Here is a 20,359-nt window from a genome sequence, read left to right on the forward strand (position 1 = left end):
CCCCCCACGCCGCCCCCCGGGCGGCCGGCCCGCCCCCCCCCACACGGCCCGCGGGCCCGACGCCTGCACACGGCGGCTCAGGGCTCACGCGGCCAATCCAGCTGCGCCGCGGAACACCTAGCGGCCCAGGCGTCACCGCACGGCGGAGGAACTGCATACAGAGCGCCAGCCGTCTGCGCCAGGTTGGTTGCTCGTCGCCTCGTCGGGCGTAGGGCAGGCAGTCCGCGGGCCGGTGGGCGGGCGGCATGTGCATGCGTGCGTGCCGCAGACTGGGGGCTCCTGTTGCGCGGCTGTGCGGCAGGTTTCCCGACTGGGCAGGAGTGCGTGTGGACGTCGAACGGTTCGCCATGCTCGTCGGCGAGCGGTTGCGGCGGCCTCGGCGGAATGAGCGGCGGTCGCGGGGGGAGCGGCTTGCTGATGCGCTTGAGGCGTTGGTGCGGTCGGGGGATCTGCTGCCCGAGACGCGGTTGCCGTCGGAGCGGGCGCTGGGGGTCGCGCTCGGTGTGAGCCGTGGGACCGTTGCGTCCGCTCTTGACCAGCTCGCGGCGGAGGGGCTCGTCGAGCGGCGGCACGGGAGTGGGACTTATGTGCGGGCGGTTGAGGCCACCGACCCGCGGGGCGAGGACGCGGGTCCGGTCGGCGCCGCTGCGGAGCCCGTCGGGGCGGGCGCGGTGCCCGAGCCGATCTTTCGGCGGTGGTTGCGTGAGGGCACGGTCGTCGTGGATCTGGCGAAGTCCGTCGTGCCCGACGCGTCGTTGCTGCCGCGGCTGGATCTCGCCGTCGAGGACCTGCTCGACGTTCATCCGGCCGACGGGTACGGCCATCTGGGCGATGACCGGCTGCGTGAGTTGCTGGCCGTCGAGGCGGCGCCCGGTACCGCTCCGCCCGAGCGCCTGTTGGTGACGTCCGGCGCGCAGCAGGGCCTGCACCTGGTGGCCGACGCGCTGCTCGAGCCCGGTGACCGGGTGCTGGTCGAGGAGGTCACGTACCCGGGCATGCTCGCCGCCGTCGCGCGGTTCGGCGGGGTGCCGGTGGCGGTGCCCTCCGACCGGCACGGGTTCCTTCCGGACGCGTTCGCCGACGCGGTGGCGCGCCACCGTCCCGTGTTCGCGTTCGCGATGCCGGTGCACAACCCGACGGGTGCCGTCGCCGCCGAGCGTCGGATGCGGGCGCTCGCCGCCGCGGCCCGCGACGGCGGCACGCTGCTGGTCGAGGACCGTACGCTCGCCGACCTGGTGCTGCCGCCGCACACCGGACCCGCCCCGTCCGCGGCGCCGTACGCGCCGGAGGCGACGGTGTGCGTCGGTTCGTTGTCGAAGACCTTGTGGGGTGGCCTGCGGGTCGGCTGGGTCGTCGCGCCGGAACCGGTGTTCGGGCGGCTGGCCGAGGCGAAGCAGCGGGCGGATCTGGCGAGTTCGGCGTTGGACCAGCGGCTGGCCGTGGCGCTGCTCGCGGATCCGGACGCGCAGGCCCGCCGCGCGGCGTGGCGGGCGGAACTCGCGGTGCGCCGGGACCACTTGTCGGGCCTGTTGGCGGAGCGGCTGCCGGACTGGTCGTGGTCGGACCCGATCGGCGGCATGTCGCTGTGGGTGCGGTTGGGCCGCCGTGGCAAGGCGGCCGGTGCGGCGGACGGCGAGGAGTTCGCGGAGCTGGCCCGCCGCCACGGCGTGGCGGTCTCGCCGGGCGCGGTGTTCGGGCCGCCCGGCAGCACGGCGGTGGCGGACCGGATCCGGCTCAGCTACGGGTGGCCGGAACCGGTGCTGTCGGAGGCCGTGACGCTGTTGGCGCGGGCGTGGGCGGCGTACGCGGCGGGTGGCACGGCGCGCGGCTGAGGCCGGGGACCCGCCGCGACCGACGTCCTGGTGGCCGAAATTCCGTCCCAGTATCCGAAATACCTCTAGTGGACCAGTGAGTCCACCCGTACTGTGCCACTTAGTCAGTGGATCGTTCACCCGTACCCGAATGATCCACTCTGGTGACGCAAGGAGGCGTGACGGTGGCAATCCCCGAGGCCGACTGGATCTGGATGGACGGCGCCCTGGTGCCCTGGGCCGACGCGCGCGTGCACGTGCTGTCCCACGGCCTGCACTACGGCACCGGCGTCCTCGAAGGCACCCGCGCCTACCCGACCGCGCGCGGCGCCGCCGTCTTCCGGCTCGACGACCACCTGGCCCGGCTGGCCGCGAGCGCGCGCATCCTCGGCATGAAACTCCCCTACAGCCAGGCCGCCTTGCGCACCGCGACGCTGGACGTCGTGCGCGAGAACCGCCTCGACTCCTGCTACCTGCGGCACCTGGCCTTCCTCGGCTTCGGCGAGATGGGCCCGGTCATCCGCCCGGGCGCCCCGGTGTCGGTGTCGATCGCGGCGTGGCAGTGGGGCGCGTACCTCGGCGACGACGCCGCCACGCGCGGAGTGCGCCTCAAGGTCTCGTCGTGGCGCCGCAACGACCCCAACTCGCTGCCGCCCGCCGCGAAGTCGACCGCCGGCTACCTCAACTCCGGTATCGCGAAGGCCGAAGCGCTGGCGGCCGGCTACGACGAGGCCGTGCTGCTCAACGCCGAGGGCTACGTCAGCGAGTGCACCGGCGCGAACCTGTTCATGGTCCGCGACGGCGTCCTGTTCACGCCGCCCCCGGCCGCCGGCGCGCTGCGCGGCCTCACCATGGACACCGTCATCACGCTCGCCCGCGACCTCGGCCTCCAGGCCCGGGTCGAGAACCTCCTGCGCTCGGACCTCTACACCGCCGACGAGGTCTTCGTCTGCGGCACGGCCTCCGAGGTCGTCCCGGTGCGCGACATCGACGGCCGCGAACTGACCGCCGCCGGGCCGGTCACCCGCAAGCTCCAGGAGGCGTACCAGGCCGCCGTCACCGGCACCGACGAGCGCTACGCGCACTGGCTGACACCGGTCGCCGACTGACCGCGCACCCCGGACGGGCGGCGTTCCCGCTGGTCAGACCACGTGACCCCTACCCGGGTAGGGGGTCACAGCGGGTACCGCAGGGGGACGATTCCGCAGGGCGCCGCCCGTAGCCTGGGCACGTGCAAGGCCAGGAGATCACCACAGCGCTGCGGCGGGCGGTACGCCCGGTCGCCGCAGCGGCGTGGACGGGGCACGCCGACCCGCTGGAGCCGCGCCCGTGGTCGGGCCGGTGGGCGGCCCGGTGGCCGTTCCGCGTCGTCTCGCCGCGCGCCGCGTCGATCGGCGGCACGCTGCTGCTGGCGTTCGCCCTCCTCAGCATCACGGCCCAGTCGCTGTACGAACGGTTGCCGAACTACTCGCCGCAGACGCTGTTCCCGACCGCCCTCGTGCTGGTGCTCCCGCTGGTGCTGCGGCTGTGGCATCCGCTCGGGGCGTGGCGGATCAGCCTCTTGTCCATGCTTTTCGCCGGCAACCAGCACTGGCCGGGATCGCCGTACGTCGTCGGCGGCGCCGTGGTGTTCCTGCTGCTGACGTACACCGTCGCGGTGCGCTGCGAGCGCGCCGTCACCATCGGCGCGGCGATCCTGACCCTGGCGGGTGTGTGGTTCACCCAGCCGTCGACCGCGCTCCCCGCCGCGGTGGTCGTCCTGGTGCCGCTGCTCGCCGGCTACAACACGCGCGTGCGCCGACTCGGCGCCCGCGAGCTCGCCGAACGCGAGGAACTCCACCGCGAACAACGGGCGGTCCTCGCCGAACGACAGCGGATAGCCCGGGAGATGCACGACGTGGTCGCGCACCACATGTCGGTCATCGCGATCCAGGCCGAGGCGGCACCGTACCGGGTCGCGGACCCGGACCCGGTGCTGGCCAAGTCGTTCGCCGACATCCGCGCGAACGCCCTTGCGGGGCTCGCCGACCTGCGGCGCATCCTCGGCGTACTGCGGGAGGAGGGGACGGGACCCGAGACCGCGCCGCAGCCGGGCCTCGATCGGCTCGACGACCTGATGGCCAACGCGCGGGCGGCCGGGCTGACGGTGTCGTCCACGGTCGACGGGAAGCCGGTACCGCTCGACGACGCGGTGGGGCTGGCGGCGTACCGGATCCTCCAGGAGGCGCTCAGCAACGCGATGAAGCACGCGCCGGGCTCGCGGGTCGACGTGGACGTGGCCTATCGCGCGCGGTCCCTCGACCTGACGGTCGCGAACACACCGCCGCCCGAACCGTCGCCGGCACCCCCGGGCGGGTCCGGACAGGGGCTGCTCGGCATGCGCGAACGCGCCGCATCGCTCGGCGGAACGTTCGCCGCCGACCCGACCTCCGACGGCGGCTTCCGCGTCGCCGCGTCGCTCCCGCTGACACCCGTGGAGGCTCCGTGACCATCTCCGTGCTGCTCGCCGACGACCAGGCGATGGTCAGGGAGGGCTTCGGCGTCCTGCTCGGCGCCCAGCCGGACATCGACGTGGTCGGGACGGCGGAGAACGGCGAGGTCGCGGTACGGCGGGTCGGCGAACTGGGGCCCGACGTCGTGCTGATGGACGTACGCATGCCGGTCATGGACGGGTTGGCCGCGACGCGGCTGATCACGGCGTCGCACCCGGGCACGAAAGTGCTGGTGCTGACCACGTTCGACCTCGACGACTACGTGTACGAGGCCCTGCGCGCCGGCGCGAGCGGGTTCCTGCTCAAGGACGCCTCTGCGGGGGAACTGGCCTCCGCGGTACGGGTGGTGGCTTCGGGGGACGCCCTGATCTCTCCCGGAATCACCCGCCGCCTGATCGCCGAGTTCGCGCGGCTCGGTGGACCTCGGGCCCCGCAGCGCGCACGGGTCGAGGGACTGACCGACCGGGAGACCGAGGTCCTGGAACTCATCGCCCGCGGACGGTCCAACCAGGAGATCGCGCAGGAGCTGATCGTCGCCGAGCAGACGGTGAAGACGCACGTCAGCCGGATCCTGATGAAGCTCGAGGTGCGCGACCGGGCCCAGGCGGTGGTGTACGCCTACGAGGTGGGGCTGGTCCGCCCCGGCGAGTGAGGCTGTGCCGACGGTCAGGACACCCGGCAGTAGAGCCGGTCCCCGCTCAGCGCCGCCGACCGGGCGAAGTCGACCAGCTCGGTGAGGATTTCGCAGGCGACGCCGGAGTCCGGTGTGTTCTCCTCAGTGGCCCACGTGCAGGCCAGCCGCGCGAGCCGCGACTCACCGCCCGCGGCGAGCTCGCGGCACAGCCGTTCGGAGAGCGCGAAGACCACGGCGGAGTCGACGTCGGCGTCGGAGACGACCCGGGGCTCACCGGCGTCGACGAGGTCGTCGTAGTCGCTGCCGGTGAGACGGCTCTCCCAGGTGAGGAGGGCCTCCTCGGCGTCGAAGTTCCCGAGCGTGACGTGCCCGAACATTCCACGAGGACCGTGCGGTTGAGCGCGTAAGGCGGACGCGTCGTCAGGGGCCATGAAGAACTCGACGATCGTGCTCACCGCCGCATCATCCGTCCGCGCCGACGGACCGGGCAAGACCCGAAAGGGGGGTTCCTATCGCGTCCAGATACCGGTGGGCTCAGGGCCGAGCAGCGGGAGGGGTGGGAGGTCCGGTTCGGGAACCGGCAGTGCCGCCGCGGCCGACAGCGGCGTCGGCGTCGGGAGTCTCGGGACGAACCGGCCCGCGGTTCCGCCGTGTCCGCGATGAAGCAGGAGACCTCGGATCGGATCCGGCACGGCGTCCAACGCCGCCTGTACGCCCGGGAGTCGGTGCCACTTCTCCCAGTCCGCCTCGTCCCTGAACGACACCTCGAAGACCAGGCCCCACGAGAAGGTGTGCCAGTCCCACATCAGCGCGCCGTTCGTCACGGCGGCCTCGACAAGCGTGTACTCGTACGCATCACGCCACGCGTTCGCCGACGTCTTCCCGTCGGTCACCTCTATGGACCACCAGTCGGCTGCCATGCGTTCCACAGTAAGCGCGCTTTCCGCGTCCCGTCTGTAGCCGACGTAGTACCCGAGTACTACGCGGCGATGCGGCTCTCCGGTCCGATTCGGACCACGGCCTCGGATTTCTACCTTCCTGATCAGTGGACTCCCCCGCTGACCAGGAAGGACGTGATCTCCCTTGCGCCGTCGAGGCTTTCGGACCGCACTGGCCGTCTTCACCACTGCCGCCGCCATGGTGCTCACGACCGCCGCGGGTCCGTCCGCCGACCCCTACCCGGCGCCGGCGCCGGTCGCGCCATTAGTTCTCGGCGTGCAGGCGCGGTACGACGCGGTGCGGGCCGACATCGCCAAGGCGCTCGAGACCGCGAAGCGGGTCCGCGACTCCGGCATGCGCCACACCCTCGAAGCTTTCGCCGGACGGCAGTTCCTCTCGTTCGACGCACGCGGTACCGGGCGCGCGGTGGAGGTCCTAGGGGACCTCGAACACGCGGATCGCGTCGCCGTCGTCGTGCCCGGCGCCGACAGCGACCTCGGGAACTTCGACTCGCGCAAGTGGGCCGGAGGCGCCGCCCGTTCGCTCGCCGCTCAGATGCGGTCGGTCGACCCCGGTGCCCACGTCGCCGTCATCGCCTGGCTCGGCTACGACTCCCCCAGCACGCTCGGCTTCGACATCCTCTCCGACGGCACGGCGAAGGACGGGGCCCGCGGGCTCCGGCGGCTGGTCGCCGACGTCCGGTCGGTCAATCCGACGGCGCGCATGACCCTGCTGTGCCACAGCTACGGCTCGGTGGTCTGCACAAACGCTCTGAAGGGCACCGACGTTCAGGCGGTCGCGCTCTTCGGCTCACCCGGTACGGACGGCCCCGAAACCGTACGCGCCCTGGGTACGAGCGCTCATGTCTGGGCCGGACGCGGCACCGACGATTGGGTCCAACTGGTGCCGCATGCACGCCTGTTCGGCATCGGTTTCGGGACCGACCCGGTGTCCGACGGGTTCGGTGCGGACGTCTTCGACGCCGGTTCGGCGCAACACAGCGACTACCTCAAGCCCGGCACGCGGTCGCTGCTCAACCTGTCCCGCATCGCCCTCGGGCGTGACTCGGAGGTGTCCCGTGCCTAGCACTCTGGTCCAACGCGTCGAGGCGTCGACCCCGGCGAACCGGGACCGCGCGGCCGACGCGCTGCGTGCGATCGCGATCACCGGGGTCGTGCTCGGCCATTGGCTGATCACCGCGTTCGTCCACAGCCGCGGCGGCGGGATGGGCGTCCGCAGCCCGCTCGCCGAGATGCCGGCGTTCACTCCGCTGAGCTGGGTTCTCCAAACGCTCGCCGTGTTCTTCCTGGTCGGCGGCTACTCGGGTGCACTGAGCCTCGGGTCGACGACGAAGACGTACGGAGCGTGGGTCCGCGCCCGGATGGCCCGCCTCTTCCGTCCGGTCCTGGTCTTCCTCGGTGTGTGGGCGGTCGCCGGAACGACGCTGGTGTGGGCGGGAGCCCTCGACCTCGGCACCCTGCGTACCGTCATCAAGCTCGTCGTGAGCCCCCTGTGGTTCCTGCTCGTCTATGCGGCGCTGACCGCCACGACGCCGCTGGTGGTACGTCTGTGGCGGCGCGCACGTTGGGCCGGCTTCGCGGGCCTGGTCGCCGCCGTCGCAGCGGTCGACCTGGGACGTTTCGCCCTGGGCGGCCCGACCTGGCTCGGCTGGACGAATGTGCTGGTCGGCTGGCTGGTCCCCTACTACCTGGGCGTGGCCTGGGCGCACGGCGCGTTCACCGGCAGGCGGCTCGCCGCGGGCCTGTTCGCGGGCGGAGCCCTGGGCACCGTCGCGCTCGTCCTGTGGGCCGGATACCCCGCGAGCATGGTCGGCGTCCCCCGGGCGGCGATCTCGAACCTGAACCCGCCGACGCTCGCCGCGGTCGCCTTCGGCACCGCCCAGGTCGGCCTGGCGATGCTCGTGCGCGACCGGCTCGCGTGCCTGATGCGGCGCCCGGCACTGTGGACCGCGGTCGCGCTGGCCAACCTGTCGGCGATGACGGTGTTCCTGTGGCATCAGACCGCGATGATGACGACGACGCTGACCGCTCGGGCGGCCGGCACCGTCCCGGGCCTGCACACGATCCCCGACCACAGCCTGTGGATCATGGAGCGACTGGCCTGGCTGCCGGTCTTCGGCATGGTGCTGGCGGGCCTCTGGGCACTGTTCCACCGCTTCGAGCGCCCGCGCGGGCGCCGTCCGCGCCCGCGCGCGGACGACTCCGTCCACAGCCTGGGGACGACGCGGTCGCAGGCACGTGTCGGAGCGCGGATCTAGGCTGAGGGCATGTGCCGGAACATCACCACACTCCGTGGGCTCGAACCGGCCGCGACGCCTGAGGAGATCGAGGCGGCGGCGGTGCAGTTCGTCCGCAAGGTCAGCGGTGTCACCTCGGTGAGCCCCAAGACGCAGGAGGCCTTCGACAAGGCCGTCCGGGCCATCACCGAAGCCGCCACCGAACTCCTGGAGGAGCTGCCGCCGCGCAAGCAGCCCCCGCCCACCCTGCCGCCCCTGCGGCGCAGGGCCGCCGCGGCGGCCGCGGCCCAGGCCTGACACCCCTCAGCCCGGCGGCAGGATCGACACCGACAGGTCGCAGGCGGTGCCGTTCAGTGTGCACTGGATCGTGCCTGCGTCACCGTTGACCTGCCACTGGAGTTGCAGGCTCGTGCCCGGGCCGAGCGGCCTGCGGCTCTGCGCGGTCGCGGTGTGCCCTGGCTGAACGAGATCACCGCGTCGCCCGTCACGCTGCGGAACCACCCGTTGCCGCCGAAGTGGATGTAGAGCCGCCACGAGTCCATCGCCCCCGACGCGTGGTTCGTCAGGGTGAGCGTGCCGCCGCCCTGGCTGGTCTCGGCGAACCTGACGCCGATGTCGCCCGGCTGCGCCGAAGGCGGCGCGCTGGGGGCGGGTGGCGCCGGCTGCGGCGTGGCCGGAGCCGGCTGTCCGGGCAACATGCCGGGCGACGCGAGGCGGAACAGCCCGGATTGCCTTGTACGGCAATGCCGTTCGCGGCACAGAACCGAGAACACAGGGACCAGGGACGGGCGTTACTCCGACCTGGCCTCGCGCGCGTACCGGGCCAGGATCTCCACGGCCTCGGCGAGACCTTCGCGGGCGACCGGGTCGGAGACGGTGCCGGCCTCGGTGTCGATCGCCGCCCGCGAGACCGGGATCCTCACGCACGCCTCCTCGACGATGCCCGCGCCCGTGTAGTTCAGCACGTTGCGCAGCGTCGCGTACGTCGGCTCGGCACGGCCCGGGGCGGCGCAGTTGATCCAGGCGGTGGGCTTGTCGCTGATCCTCGTGTCCCCGACCGTCCAGTCCAGGAGGTTCTTGAACGAGCCGGGGAGGCTGCCCGCGTACTCGGGGGTGCTGAACAGCAAGGCGTCGGCCTCCCCGATCATGTCGCGGAGTTCGGCGACGGCCGGGTGGAGCGGGTCGAAGTCGTCGTCGGGGTTGAAGTGCGGCAGGCCCCCGAGGCCGAAGTACATCCGGGCCTCGACGGCCGCCGGGTCGACGACTTCGGGGACGGTCTGGAGCAGCGTCGTGCTCGCCGATCCGGCCCGCAGGCTGCCGCTGATCATGAGAATCCGCACCGGTTCGTCCATGCCGTCGATGCTACGTCGCAAGATCGTTCGACGTCGGACCGCGGCGGGCGTGGGCCTCACACGCAGTACCGCCGCTACTCCCCCGCACGCACCAGCCCCGACTCGTAGGCCGCGACCACCAGCTGCGGCCGGTCCCGGGCGCCCATCTTGGCCATCATGCGGCTGACGTGGGTCTTCACGGTCAGCGGGCTGAGGCCGAGCACCGTGGCCACCTCGGCGTTGTTCATGCCGCGGCCGACGAGCGCGAGCACCTCGCGTTCGCGCGCCGACAGTTCGGCGATCATCTGCGCCCCGGCCCCTTCCGCGTGCGGGGCCGCCGGCATCCGCACCACGCGCGCGACGAGCCGGGCCGTCGGGCCCGGGGACAGCAGTGCCTCGCCCGCCGCGACGATCCGGATCGCGTCCAGGAGTTCGGCGGGCCGGGTGTCCTTCACCAGGAACCCCGCCGCGCCCGCTCGCAGCGCCGCGAGCACGCTCTCGTCGTCGTCGAACGTCGTCAGCACCAGCACGCGCACGCCGGCCAGTTCCGGATCGGCGGCGATCCGCCGGGTGGCCTCGATGCCGTCGAGGCCCGGCATGCGGATGTCCATCACCACCACGTCGGGCCGCAGCTCCCGGGTGAGTTCGACCGCGCGCGTGCCGTTCTCGGCCTCGCCCGCCACGGTCATGTCCGACGCCGACGCCACCAGCATCGCGAACGCCGAGCGCACCAGGGTCTGGTCGTCGGCCAGCAGCACCCGCAGCATGTCGTCCCCCGCGCTCACAACGCCTCCTCGACCAGTTCGCCCCGCGCCGCCGGTTCGCCGGAGAGCGGCAGCAGCGCCCGCACCCGGAACCCGCCCTCCGCGGCCGGGCCCGCGGTCAGCGAGCCGCCCACACTGCGCGCCCGCTCGGTCATCCCCATGATCCCGAACCCTCCGACCCGCACCTCGCCGCCGGGGCCGTCGTCGTGCACGGTCAACCGCAGCACGGCGCCGACCCGTTCGGCATTCACCACGACCCGCTCCGCGTCCGCGTGCCGCACCACGTTCGTCAGCGCCTCCTGCACGATCCGGTACGCCGCGACACCGACCTGCGGGCCCGGCTCCGCCGCCGCCCCGCCGACCAGCCGCGGGTCCACCGTCAGGTCGACCTCGACGCCCGTGCTCCGTACGGTCTCGGCCAGGTCGGCCAGCCCTTGGAGGCCCGGGAGCGCCCCGAGTTCGGGCTCGACGTCCTCCGCGCGCAGCACCCGCAGCGTGGCCCGGACCTCCTCGCGCGCGGTGCGGCAGGCGTCCGCGATGGTCTCCAACGCCCCCGCCAGCACCGCCCGGTCGGCCTTCGGCTGGGCGGCGAGGTGGGCCGCGACACCGGCCTGCACGCCGATCAGGGTGATGCTGTGCGCGAGCAGGTCGTGCAGGTCGCGCGCGATGCGCAGGCGCTCCTCGGCGACACGGCGCCGCGCCTCCTCGTCGCGCGTGCGCTCGGCGCGTTCGGCCCGGTCGATGATGGACGTGACGTAGATCCGGTGGCCGCGCCACGCCTGCCCGGCGACCGCCGCGGCGATGATCCAGCCGATCACGCCGAGTTGGGCGAGCCTGACCTCGCCGTCGTGCATGATCGCCATGCCGGTCAGCGCGAGCAGGAACACCGCGAGCCCGACCAGCAGCGCCTTGGTGCGGGCGGTCTGCGAGGCGAAGGTGCCGAGCGCCAACAGTGCGGCGGGGACACCCACTTCGTGTCGGAAGCCGAGCAGGTTGTACGGCATGAGCATCAGCACGACCACGGCCAGCACCACGGCGGCGTGGCGACGCCGCCACGTGTTCGCCGCGTACGCGGTCCCCAGCAGCGCGAGCCCGAGCGGGTCGGTCGGCCGGTCGCCGGGCCAGCGGATCGCCGCGGCGACCGCGCCGCATCCGAGCAGCAGGGCGAGCAGGGCGTCCACCGACGCCCCGCTCACCCTGCCGTGCGGTCGATGGCTTGTCATCCGGCCATCATGGACGAGGGCTCGGGCTCCCGCTCCGGCGCCCGCGCGTCGGGCCCGGAGGCCAGCCGGCCGGGCCACCAGATCCTGCGGCCGAGCAGCACGCTGGCGCCCGTCACCAGGAACGTGCGCACCAGGAACGTGTCGATGAGCACGCCCACCGCGACGACGAAGCCGAGTTCGACGAGCATCACCAGCGGCAGCACGGTCAGCACCGAGAACGTCGCGGCGAGCACGAACCCGGCCGACGCGATGACCCCGCCGGTCTTGGTCAGCGCCACGACCACGGCCCGCTCGGCGGGCGCGCCCGCAAGCGCCTCCTCCCGCATGCGGTGCATCAGGAAGATCCCGTAGTCGACGCCGAGCGCCACCAGGAACACGAAGCTCAGCAGCGGCAGGCTGGGGTCGACGCCCGCGAACCCGAACACCGGCTCGAAGAACAGCGCGCCGACGCCGAGCGAGGCGAACCACACCGCGCCCATCACGGCGACCAGCAGCAGCGGGCCGGCCAGGCTGCGCAGCAGCAGGACGAGGATCAGCAGCACCGCGGCGAGCACCAGCGGCACCACGACCTTCTCGTCTCGCGAGGTCGCCGTGTCCTGGTCCATGCGCTGCGCCGTCGCGCCGCCGACCGCCGCCCGGGCGCCCGCGACGTCGGCGAGCCGGTCGCGGAGCCTGTGGACGGTCGCGTGCTCACCGGCCGACTCCGGCTTGTCCTTGGCCGTGATCGTGATCTCGGTCCAGCCGTTCGCCGCCCGGCCGGTGCGTGCGTCGACGACGCCTTCGGTGGCCTTCGCCGCGGCGACCGCCTCGGCGGCGTGCTCGGTTCGGGCGACGACCTGGATCGGCTGGCTGCCCCGCTCGGGGAACGCCTTGCCCAGCTGCTCGCCGGCCGTCACGGAGTCGGGGGTCTTGGTGAAGCCGTCGGCGAGGCGGAGCTCCCCGGGCATGTTCACGGTGCCGAAGGCGAGCGCACCGAGCAGCACGGCACCGGCCGCGAGGACGGCCGCCGGACGCCGGGCGACGAAGCCGCCGATGCGGGCGTAGACGCTCGTGCGCGCTCGCGGCGCGCTGCCGTACGCGGGGATCAGCGGCCAGAACACCCGGCGGCCGAGCAGGACCAGGAGCGCCGGCAGCAGCGTCGTCATGACCGCGAGCGCGCATACGACACCAGTGCCCGCGACCGGGCCGAGGCCGCGCATGTTGTTCAGGTCGGCGGCCAGGAGGCAGGCGAGGCCCGCGACCACGGTCCCCGCGGAGGCCAGCAGCGCGGGGAGGACGCCGCGCAGTGCGCTGCTCATGGCGTCCATCGGGCGTGCGGCGCGCCGGAGTTCCTCGCGGTAGCGGGCGATCAGCAGCAGCGCGTAGTCGGTGCCCGCGCCGAACACGAGGACCGTGGTGATGCCGCTGCTCTGACCGGTGACGGTGATACCGGTCGTCTTCACCAGGACGTACACCAGCCCCTGCGTGGCCGCCGCGGCGATGCCGACGCACACCAGCGGCACCAGCCACAGGAACGGGCTGCGGTAGGTGGCGATGAGCAGCACGGCGACGACGAGCAGGGTGACGAGCATCAGCGTGCCGTCGATCGAGCCGAAGACCTCGTCCATGTCGGCGGCCGTCGCCCCCGGCCCGCCGACGAGCACGCTCAGCCCGGCGGGATGGTCGTCGAGCAGGTCGCGGACGTCCGGCACGACCTCGTTGGGCAGCCCGTTCTTCTCGGTGAGCTGGAACGGGTAGGCCAGGGTCGCCCCGTCGACCGACGGCATGCCCTGCGGCACCTGGCCGCCGACCGTCGCGAACTTCGCGACGACCGCCCGGGCCTGTGCGTCGGCCGCCGCGCGGTCGGCGTCGGTGAGGCCGCCGTCGCGGTGGTAGACCACGACGACGTCGGTGGTGTCGCCGCCCGGCATGTCGCCGAGCACGTCGGCGACCTTGGTCGACTGCGCGCTCTGCGGCAGGTACGCGACCGCGTCGTTGTCGGTGACGCCTTCCAGCTTGCCCGCGAGCGGCCCCAGCGCGAGCACCGCGAGCACCCACACGGCCAGTGCGCCCCACACCCACCGCCGCGACCGTTTCGGCCGTTCCACCGCGTCCATGTCGTCCGCCTCCGCCCGCCGGGTCCGTCCCGGCCTCCGGGTCCAGGCTCTCGGCGCGGACGCCGCGGTTCCTCGGGCCGACGGCGGAAAACGGCGTTACTGCGGGCGGTGTGACGCGGAGGGGGTTACTCCGCGGGGAGTAACCCCCGTACGTCCCACGGGAGGCCGCGGGTCACAGACCGAACAGCCGTACCGCGTTGTCGTGGCACACGCCGCGCAGCCACGCCTCCCCGAGACCGAGGTCGGCGAGCGCCTCCAGGGCGTGGATGAAGGGGTACGGGATGTTGGGGAAGTCCGTGCCCAGCAGGATGCGTTCGCCCTGGTCGCGCAGCCGGGGCAACGCGGCGCGCGGGAACGGCGTGTCCTGCTCGGTGTAGCGGGTGAACACCATCGTGGTGTCCAGGTGGACGTGTTCGTAGTCGTCGGCGAGGTCGAGGAACTCGGTGTACTCCGGCAGCCCCATGTGCGCGACGATCAGCGGCAGCCGCGGGTGCCGGGCGAGCACGCGGCGCATCGGCTCGGGGCCAGTGTGCGCGCCGGGCATCGGGCCCGAGCCGCAGTGCGTGACGACGGGGATGCCCGCATCGGCCAGCAGGCCCCACACCGGGTCGAGCAGCGGGTCGGTCGGGTCGTACGCACCGACCTGGAGGTGCGCCTTGAAGACGCGTGCGCCCGCCTCGACCGCCTCCTCGGTGTACTTCGCGGCCTCGGGCTCGGGGAAGAACGTCGCGGTGTGAAGGCACTCGGGGGTGCGCGCGGCGAAGTCCGCGGACCACGCGTTGAGCCACGCCGCCATGGCCGGCTTGTGCGGGTAGAGCATCGACGTGAACCGGCGGACCCCGAAGCCGCGCAGGGTGGCGACTCTGCGTTCCTCTTCGTGCCGGTACGTGATGGGCCACGGCCGGCCGGTCATCGGCCCGAGGGCGTCGAAGTACGCCCACACCTTGTCGAGCACGTTCTTCGGCATGAAGTGCGTGTGCACGTCGACCATGCCGGGCAGGCCGAGGGCTCTCCAGAACGCCGTGACCCGGTCCCGCTCGTCGTGTTCTGTGTGTTCTGAGTGTTCCGCGATGTCGTCGGGTTCACCTGTGACGCCGGTCATCACGTCATCCTCGCATTCGCCTCCGGGCGGTCGGGGCCTGGCCTCACTCCGGCGGCGCGGGCGGCAGCGTCACCGTGACGTCCAGGCCGCCGCCCTCGCGCGGCTCGGCGCGCACGTCGCCGCCGTGCGAGCGCGCGACCGCCCGCACGATCGACAGCCCGAGCCCGGCGCCGGGGGACGCGGTGGCCAGGCGCTCGGTACCGAGCCTGCGGAACGGCTCGAACAGGCCGGGGACTTCGTACTTCGGGACGACGGGCCCGGTGTTGCTGACCGTCACCACGGCGCTGCCGTCCGCCGCCGTCCGGCTGCGGACCCTGACCCAGCCGTCCTCGGGCAGGTTGTAGCGGACGCCGTTCTCGACGAGGTTCTGCACGAGGCGTTCCAGCAGCACCGGGTTGCCGGTGGTCGTCGCCTCGGCCGCGTCCACCTCGACGGCCGCCTTGCCGGGCGGCAGCTGGGTGGCGACGTGCTCGACGATGTCCGCCATGTCGACGAACGCGCGGTCCTGGAGCTCGTGTTCGGAGCGGGTGAGGAGCAGCAGGCCGTCGATCAGGCGCTCGTGCCGCGCGTTGATCTCCAGCAGGGTCTCGCCGAGCTGCCGCACCTCGGGCCCCGCGTCGCGGCGGAACACCACCACTTCGAGCAGCGCCTGGTTGAGCGCGAGCGGGGTGCGCAGCTCGTGCGACGCGTTGGCGATGAACCTGCGCTGCCCGTCGAAGGAGTGGTCGAGGCGCTCCAGCATGCGGTCGAAGGTGTCGGCGAGCTTCTTGATCTCGTCGTCGGGGCCGTCCAGCGCGATGCGTTCGTGCAGGCGCCGGTCGGCGTCCGGCGCGTCGGCGACGCGCAGCGCGGTCTCGGTCATCCGCTGCAACGGCTGGAGCATGCGGCCGGCGATCAGCCAGCCGAAGCCCGTGGCGACGGCGCACACCACGACCAGCGCGATCCCGCCCTGGGTGAGGACGACGTTGAGGGTCTCGCTGCGGGCGGACTCCATCTTGTTCGTGATGGGCTCGCCGTCGGGGCCCGTCCCCGACGTGATCTTCACGCCGGGCTGCGTCTCCGTGTTGCTCGGGCCGGAAATCGCACCCGGGCCCGCGGTCTCGCTCTTGAGGACACCGTCCCCACCGGGCAGTCGCGCCGAGACGAGCGCGTACGTGGCGCCGAGCAGCACGACGCCGGCTATGAGGAACAGTCCGCCGTACACCAGCGCGAGGCGGGCGCGCAGCGGAAGCGTGGCGAGCCGCCGGAACGGCCGCCGGAGGGGGCGGAGCACAGTGGCGGTCATGGGATGCGGTACCCCACTCCCGGATCGGTGACGACGACCTGTGGCTCGCCGAGTTTGCGGCGGAGCTTGAGGACGGCCATGCGGACGGCGTGCGTGAACGGGTCGGTGTGCTCGTCCCACGCCTTCTCCAGCAGCTGTTCCGCGGAGACGGCGGCGCCGTCGGCGCGGAGCAGTTCGGTGAGGACCGCGAACTCTTTCTTCGACAGCGGGACGTAGCGGCCGTCGCGGTAGACCTCGCGGCGGTGCGTGTCGAGCCGGATGCCGGCCCGTTCGAGCACCGGCGGGGCGGCCGGGCGGGCGCGCCGCCCCAGCGCGTGCACGCGCGCCGCCAGTTCGCGGAACGCGAAGGGCTTGGCCAGGTAGTCGTCGGCGCCGAGCGCGAGGCCGTCGACGCGGTCGTCGATCGACGACGCGGCGGTCAGCATGATCACCCGGGCCGACGAGCCGCGCCCGACCAGCCAGCGGCACACCTCGTCGCCGTGCGCCACCGGCAGGTCGCGGTCGAGCACGACGACGTCGTAGTCGTGGACGCCGAGCCGCTCGAGCGCGGCGCCGCCGTCGTACACGACGTCGACGGCGTGTGCGTCGCCGCGCAGCCACTCCGCCACGGCGTCGGCGAACAGCGCCTCGTCCTCCACCACCAGGATCCGCATGCGCCCATGGTGACGGCCGCCGCGTTTCCGCCGCGTCAACGCCGGCGGAAACGCCGGGGAAACGCGCCCCTGGCTGCACTGGTCGCAGACGCCGGGAACCTCCCGGCCACCGACGAAGGGGACGCGATGCGCGTCACGACATCACTCGCGCTCGGCCTGCTGGTCGCCATGAGCGCGGTCGCGTGCGGCAGCGACAGCAAGGACCCGAAGGTCGCGAGCGCGAACAGCGGCAAGCCGACGGCGACCGTCAGCGCGTCGCCGACGGGGAAGACCGACGAGAAGGAGGCGATGCTCAAGTTCGCGCAGTGCATGCGCCAGAACGGGGTGCCCGAGTTCCCCGACCCGAAGTTCGGGAGCGGCGGCGGGATCTCCCTCGACCTGCCGCCGGGCGTCGACAGGGCCAAGGTCGACGGCGCCCAGGACAAGTGCAAGTCCCTGCTGCCCAACGGCGGCGAGGCGGATCGGCCCATCGACCCGAAGATGGAGGAGCAGCTGCGGCAGTACGCCAAGTGCATCCGGGAGAACGGCATCCCGAACTTCCCCGACCCCAAGCCCGGCGGCGGCCTCCAGATCGACAACAACGCGCTCGGGCTGACCCCGGACGACCCGCGCATGAAGACCGCCATGGACAAGTGCAACCAGCTCGCGCCGAAGCCCCCCAACGGTGAGGGGGGCGCGAGCAACAACGTCCAGAACGGGTCGGGCGCGTGACGGGCGTGGGGAGGCGGCGCAGGCGCCGGGCGGCGCGCATGGCGCTGGCAGTCGCGGGCGTGCTCGCGGTCGGCGCCGGCGCGGTCGCGGCGACCGGGATCGGGCTGCGCCACGACGGCGGCGACGGCGGCAGCGCGCGTTCGGCGCTGCCGCCCGCGTCCGCGAAGGTCGCCAAGCAGACCCTCGTCGACAAGCAGGCCAAGACCGGCAAGCTGGGGTACGGAGACACCACCGCGCTCAACGGCCGGCTGCAGGGCACCGTCACGTCCATTCAGGCGCCCGGCTCGGTCGTGGACCGCGGCAAGGTGCTGTACCGCGTCGACGACAGCCCGGTCGTGCTGATGTACGGGACGCTGCCCGCGTACCGCGAGCTGAAGCCCGACACGCAGGGCGCGGACGTCAAGCAGTTCGAGCAGAACCTGTGGGACCTGGGCTACCGGGGCTTCACGGTCGACGACAAGTACACCGACGCGACCGCCACCGCGGTCAAGAAGTGGCAGGCCGACCTGGGCGTCACCAAGACCGGCTCGGTCGAACTCGGCAGGGTCGCCTACGCGCCCGACACGATCCGCGTCGACAGCGACAAGCTGCTGCTCGGCGACGCCGCGCAGCCGGGCGCCGCCGTGCTCACGTACACGGGCACAACGCGCGTGGTGTCCGTCGAACTGGAGATGTCCGAAGCGCGGCTGGCCAAGACCGACACCCCGGTCTCGCTCCAGCTGCCCGACGGCAAGAGCACGGACGGCAAGGTCGTGAAGACGGTGACCACCGTCGACCCGGGCGAGGGCAAGGACGCCACCCCGAAGACCAAGGTGAAGGTCACCGTCGCGGTGGACGACCCCAAGGCACTGGAGGGCTTCGACGCGGCATCCGTCGATGTCGGGTTCACCGCGTCGCGGCGCGAGAACGTACTGACCGTGCCCGTCGCGGCGCTGCTCGCGCTCGCCGAGGGCGGCTACGGCGTGCAGGTCGTCGAGGGCACCGGCACCCGCATTGTCGCCGTGCACACCGGCATGTTCGCCAACGGGCGCGTCGAGGTCACCGGCGACGGACTGACCGACGGCACCACCGTCGGGATGCCGTCGTGACGGGGCCCGACCGGTCGGGGCCGGTCATAGCGCTGCACGAGGTGACCAAGACCTATCCGGGCGGGGTGACCGCGCTGGCCGGCGTCACGCTGGACATCGGCTACGGCGAACTGGTCGGCATCGTCGGCCCCTCGGGCTCCGGCAAGTCCACGATGCTCAACCTGATCGGCACGTTGGACCGGCCGACCGCGGGCACCGTACGGATCGAGGGGTTCGACGTCGCGGCGTTGTCCGACCGCAGGCTGTCGGCGCTGCGCGCGACCCGGATCGGCTTCGTGTTCCAGCAGTTCCATCTCGCGCCCGGGCGCACCGCGGTGGACAACGTCGCCGACGGACTGATGTACACCGGGACCCCGCTGCGGCAGCGCCGCAAGCGCGCCGAGGCGGCGTTGGAGCGGGTCGGGCTCGCCCACCGGCTCGACCACCTGCCGCACGAGCTGTCCGGCGGCGAGCGGCAGCGCGTCGCCATCGCCCGTGCGGTGGCCGGCGACCCGGTCGTGCTGCTGGCCGACGAGCCGACCGGCAACCTGGACAGCGTCTCGGGGGCCGGGGTGCTGGAACTACTGCGTGAACTGCACCGGGCCGGCACCACGGTCGTGGTGATCACCCACGACCGGGAGATGGCGGCGGAGCTGCCGCGCCAGGTCACGATGCGCGACGGCGCCGTGCTCGACGCGGCGACCGCCGGGCGGGGAGTGCCCGCATGACCGACACCTCCACCGCCGGAACCGCGCCCCCCACCGCGACCGCCGTACGGCTCACGCCCGCGCGGCTGCGCCCCGGCGACGTCCTGCGGGTCGGCGGCTCGGGCCTGAGCAGCCGCCCGATGCGGGTGTTCCTGTCCGCGCTGGGCATCGCGATCGGCATCGCCGCGATGGTCGCGGTGGCAGGCATCTCGACCTCGAGCCGCGCGGACCTGGACCGGCAGCTGGCGGCGCTGGGCACCAACCTGCTCACGGTCGCGCCGGGCCAGACGCTGGGCGGCGGCGAGGCGGTGCTGCCCGACACGGCGCCGGCGATGATCTCGCGCATCGCGCCGGTGCGGAAGGTCGCCGCGACCGGCACCGTCTCGAAGGCGCAGGTGTACCGCAACGACCGCATCCCGTCCGGGCAGACCGGCGGCATCTCGGTGCAGGCGGCCGACCTGCGGCTGCTCGACACGATCGGGGTCGAGGTCGTGGACGGGGCGTGGCTGAACGACGCGACGTCCCGCTTCCCCGCCGTGGTGCTCGGCAGCAGCGCGGCCCGCCGGCTCGGCATCGCCAAAGCCGGCCCCGACGTCCAGGTCTACCTGGGCGGCCAGTGGTTCACCGTCATCGGCCTGATCGACACCGCGGAACTGGCGCCCGAGCTGGACACCGCCGCATTGGTCGGCTGGCCCGCGGCGGCGGCGTACCTGCACTTCGACGGGCATCCCACCACGATCTACACACGGTCGGACGACGACGCCGTCGACCAGGTGCGCGCCGTGCTCGGCGCGACCGCGAACCCGAAGGCGCCCAACGAGGTCAAGGTCTCCCGCCCCTCGGACGCGCTGGCCGCGCGGCAGGCGACCGACAAGGCGTTCACCGGCCTGCTGCTCGGCCTCGGCGCGGTCGCGCTGCTGGTCGGCGGCGTCGGCGTCGCCAACACGATGGTGATCACGGTGCTGGAGCGGCGCGCCGAGATCGGCCTGCGCCGCTCCCTGGGCGCGACCCGCGGCCAGATCCGGCTGCAGTTCCTCGTCGAGTCGCTGCTGCTGTCGGCGCTCGGCGGGATCGGCGGCGTGCTGCTCGGGATCGGCGTCACGACGGGGTACGCGGCCGCGCAGGGCTGGTCGGCGGTCGTCCCGGCGTGGGCCACCGCGGGCGGCGTGGGCGCCACGCTGCTGATCGGCGCGGTCGCGGGCCTCTATCCCGCGGTCCGGGCCGCCAGGCTGGCCCCGACGGAGGCGCTGGCAACGCCCTGACCTGCGGTTTCACCGTGCGGGACCG

At 73.0% G+C, this 20,359-nt stretch carries 21 protein-coding genes; 11 read left to right on the forward strand and 10 right to left on the reverse strand.

Translation table 11 applies throughout. The features are described from left to right. Positions 1 to 326: 326 nt before the first annotated feature. The 4 genes from QI554_RS38225 to QI554_RS38240 all read left to right on the forward strand — a co-directional run bounded on the left by QI554_RS38225 (position 327) and on the right by QI554_RS38240 (position 4,955). Positions 327 to 1,832, forward strand: coding sequence for an aminotransferase-like domain-containing protein (locus tag QI554_RS38225; protein WP_281477150.1), 1,506 nt, complete (start codon positions 327 to 329; stop codon positions 1,830 to 1,832). A 164-nt stretch (positions 1,833 to 1,996) separates the two neighbouring features. Further along, positions 1,997 to 2,920 carry a branched-chain amino acid transaminase gene (locus tag QI554_RS38230; protein WP_281477152.1) on the forward strand — a complete coding sequence of 308 codons (924 nt, stop codon included), beginning with the start codon at positions 1,997 to 1,999 and terminating at the stop codon, positions 2,918 to 2,920. A 122-nt stretch (positions 2,921 to 3,042) separates the two neighbouring features. Beyond that, entirely contained in the window at positions 3,043 to 4,299 is a 1,257-nt protein-coding gene (locus tag QI554_RS38235; protein ID WP_281477153.1) for a sensor histidine kinase, read from the forward strand. Then, positions 4,296 to 4,955, forward strand: coding sequence for a response regulator (locus QI554_RS38240; protein ID WP_281477155.1), 660 nt, complete (start codon positions 4,296 to 4,298; stop codon positions 4,953 to 4,955). Before QI554_RS38235 ends, QI554_RS38240 begins: the two co-directional genes overlap by 4 nt. Positions 4,956 to 4,969: 14 nt before the next feature. Here QI554_RS38240 and QI554_RS38245 read toward each other — a convergent pair whose 3' ends face one another. Further along, complete coding sequence (locus tag QI554_RS38245; protein WP_281477157.1) at positions 4,970 to 5,392, reverse strand: hypothetical protein; 423 nt, start codon at positions 5,390 to 5,392, stop codon at positions 4,970 to 4,972. 54 nt (positions 5,393 to 5,446) lie between these two features. Beyond that, positions 5,447 to 5,857 carry a hypothetical protein gene (locus QI554_RS38250; protein ID WP_281477159.1) on the reverse strand — a complete coding sequence of 137 codons (411 nt, stop codon included), beginning with the start codon at positions 5,855 to 5,857 and terminating at the stop codon, positions 5,447 to 5,449. Positions 5,858 to 6,074: 217 nt separating this feature from the next. Here QI554_RS38250 and QI554_RS38255 point away from each other — a divergent pair, with 217 nt between their 5' ends. From QI554_RS38255 to QI554_RS38265, 3 genes are read left to right on the forward strand one after another with little or no spacing between them, the layout of a single operon-like run. After that, a complete protein-coding gene (locus QI554_RS38255) occupies positions 6,075 to 6,962 on the forward strand; it encodes an alpha/beta hydrolase (RefSeq protein ID WP_281477160.1) in 888 nt (295 codons plus the stop codon). Beyond that, positions 6,955 to 8,154, forward strand: coding sequence for an acyltransferase family protein (locus tag QI554_RS38260; protein ID WP_281477162.1), 1,200 nt, complete (start codon positions 6,955 to 6,957; stop codon positions 8,152 to 8,154). Before QI554_RS38255 ends, QI554_RS38260 begins: the two co-directional genes overlap by 8 nt. Before the next feature lie 9 nt (positions 8,155 to 8,163). Next, a complete protein-coding gene (locus QI554_RS38265) occupies positions 8,164 to 8,430 on the forward strand; it encodes a DUF2277 domain-containing protein (protein WP_281477164.1) in 267 nt (88 codons plus the stop codon). Between the two features lie 53 nt (positions 8,431 to 8,483). Here QI554_RS38265 and QI554_RS38270 read toward each other — a convergent pair whose 3' ends face one another. The 8 genes from QI554_RS38270 to QI554_RS38305 form a co-directional block, all read right to left on the reverse strand. Further along, positions 8,484 to 8,831 (reverse strand): hypothetical protein, encoded by a 348-nt coding sequence (locus tag QI554_RS38270; RefSeq protein ID WP_281477166.1) that lies wholly within the window; start codon positions 8,829 to 8,831, stop codon positions 8,484 to 8,486. Positions 8,832 to 8,924: 93 nt separating this feature from the next. After that, positions 8,925 to 9,485, reverse strand: coding sequence for an NADPH-dependent FMN reductase (locus tag QI554_RS38275; protein ID WP_281477167.1), 561 nt, complete (start codon positions 9,483 to 9,485; stop codon positions 8,925 to 8,927). 74 nt (positions 9,486 to 9,559) lie between these two features. Further along, entirely contained in the window at positions 9,560 to 10,231 is a 672-nt protein-coding gene (locus tag QI554_RS38280) for a response regulator (RefSeq protein WP_281477191.1), read from the reverse strand. A gap of 14 nt (positions 10,232 to 10,245) precedes the next feature. Beyond that, positions 10,246 to 11,451 (reverse strand): sensor histidine kinase, encoded by a 1,206-nt coding sequence (locus QI554_RS38285; RefSeq protein ID WP_281477169.1) that lies wholly within the window; start codon positions 11,449 to 11,451, stop codon positions 10,246 to 10,248. Beyond that, complete coding sequence (locus QI554_RS38290) at positions 11,448 to 13,547, reverse strand: MMPL family transporter (protein WP_281477171.1); 2,100 nt, start codon at positions 13,545 to 13,547, stop codon at positions 11,448 to 11,450. Before QI554_RS38290 ends, QI554_RS38285 begins: the two co-directional genes overlap by 4 nt. Before the next feature lie 172 nt (positions 13,548 to 13,719). Next, positions 13,720 to 14,538, reverse strand: a complete 819-nt coding sequence (locus tag QI554_RS38295) for an amidohydrolase family protein (protein WP_281477193.1) — start codon at positions 14,536 to 14,538, stop codon at positions 13,720 to 13,722. A 154-nt stretch (positions 14,539 to 14,692) separates the two neighbouring features. Further along, complete coding sequence (locus QI554_RS38300) at positions 14,693 to 15,934, reverse strand: sensor histidine kinase (protein ID WP_281477173.1); 1,242 nt, start codon at positions 15,932 to 15,934, stop codon at positions 14,693 to 14,695. Continuing rightward, positions 15,931 to 16,587 carry a response regulator transcription factor gene (locus tag QI554_RS38305; RefSeq protein WP_281477175.1) on the reverse strand — a complete coding sequence of 219 codons (657 nt, stop codon included), beginning with the start codon at positions 16,585 to 16,587 and terminating at the stop codon, positions 15,931 to 15,933. The genes QI554_RS38300 and QI554_RS38305 overlap by 4 nt, the downstream gene beginning before the upstream one ends. Before the next feature lie 126 nt (positions 16,588 to 16,713). On the opposite strand from QI554_RS38305, the gene QI554_RS38310 reads away from it, so the two are divergent. From QI554_RS38310 to QI554_RS38325, 4 genes are read left to right on the forward strand one after another with little or no spacing between them, the layout of a single operon-like run. Further along, the gene (locus QI554_RS38310) at positions 16,714 to 17,298 is read left to right on the forward strand and encodes a hypothetical protein (RefSeq protein ID WP_281477177.1); all 585 of its coding nucleotides are present in this window, start codon (positions 16,714 to 16,716) and stop codon (positions 17,296 to 17,298) included. A 38-nt stretch (positions 17,299 to 17,336) separates the two neighbouring features. Continuing rightward, entirely contained in the window at positions 17,337 to 18,386 is a 1,050-nt protein-coding gene (locus QI554_RS38315; RefSeq protein WP_281477179.1) for a peptidoglycan-binding protein, read from the forward strand. Beyond that, complete coding sequence (locus QI554_RS38320) at positions 18,383 to 19,093, forward strand: ABC transporter ATP-binding protein (RefSeq protein WP_281477180.1); 711 nt, start codon at positions 18,383 to 18,385, stop codon at positions 19,091 to 19,093. The genes QI554_RS38315 and QI554_RS38320 overlap by 4 nt, the downstream gene beginning before the upstream one ends. After that, a complete protein-coding gene (locus QI554_RS38325; RefSeq protein WP_281477182.1) occupies positions 19,090 to 20,334 on the forward strand; it encodes an ABC transporter permease in 1,245 nt (414 codons plus the stop codon). Before QI554_RS38320 ends, QI554_RS38325 begins: the two co-directional genes overlap by 4 nt. Positions 20,335 to 20,359: the final 25 nt, after the last annotated feature.

This window comes from Yinghuangia seranimata, assembly GCF_029953285.1.
In the GTDB taxonomy this organism is placed as follows: Bacteria; Actinomycetota; Actinomycetes; order Streptomycetales; family Streptomycetaceae; genus Yinghuangia; species Yinghuangia seranimata.

Coding starts and splice junctions, on each gene's coding strand:
- QI554_RS38300 (WP_281477173.1), bottom strand. CDS start 15,934: ATGACCGCCACTGTGCTCCGCCCCCTCCGGCGGCCGTTCCGGCGGCTC.
- QI554_RS38310 (WP_281477177.1), top strand. CDS start 16,714: ATGCGCGTCACGACATCACTCGCGCTCGGCCTGCTGGTCGCCATGAGC.
- QI554_RS38280 (WP_281477191.1), bottom strand. CDS start 10,231: ATGCTGCGGGTGCTGCTGGCCGACGACCAGACCCTGGTGCGCTCGGCG.
- QI554_RS38265 (WP_281477164.1), top strand. CDS start 8,164: ATGTGCCGGAACATCACCACACTCCGTGGGCTCGAACCGGCCGCGACG.
- QI554_RS38290 (WP_281477171.1), bottom strand. CDS start 13,547: ATGGACGCGGTGGAACGGCCGAAACGGTCGCGGCGGTGGGTGTGGGGC.
- QI554_RS38305 (WP_281477175.1), bottom strand. CDS start 16,587: ATGCGGATCCTGGTGGTGGAGGACGAGGCGCTGTTCGCCGACGCCGTG.
- QI554_RS38315 (WP_281477179.1), top strand. CDS start 17,337: ATGGCGCTGGCAGTCGCGGGCGTGCTCGCGGTCGGCGCCGGCGCGGTC.
- QI554_RS38295 (WP_281477193.1), bottom strand. CDS start 14,538: ATGGTCGACGTGCACACGCACTTCATGCCGAAGAACGTGCTCGACAAG.
- QI554_RS38250 (WP_281477159.1), bottom strand. CDS start 5,857: ATGGCAGCCGACTGGTGGTCCATAGAGGTGACCGACGGGAAGACGTCG.
- QI554_RS38275 (WP_281477167.1), bottom strand. CDS start 9,485: ATGGACGAACCGGTGCGGATTCTCATGATCAGCGGCAGCCTGCGGGCC.
- QI554_RS38255 (WP_281477160.1), top strand. CDS start 6,075: ATGGTGCTCACGACCGCCGCGGGTCCGTCCGCCGACCCCTACCCGGCG.
- QI554_RS38285 (WP_281477169.1), bottom strand. CDS start 11,451: ATGACAAGCCATCGACCGCACGGCAGGGTGAGCGGGGCGTCGGTGGAC.
- QI554_RS38325 (WP_281477182.1), top strand. CDS start 19,090: ATGACCGACACCTCCACCGCCGGAACCGCGCCCCCCACCGCGACCGCC.
- QI554_RS38270 (WP_281477166.1), bottom strand. CDS start 8,831: ATGTTGCCCGGACAGCCGGCTCCGGCCACGCCGCAGCCGGCGCCACCC.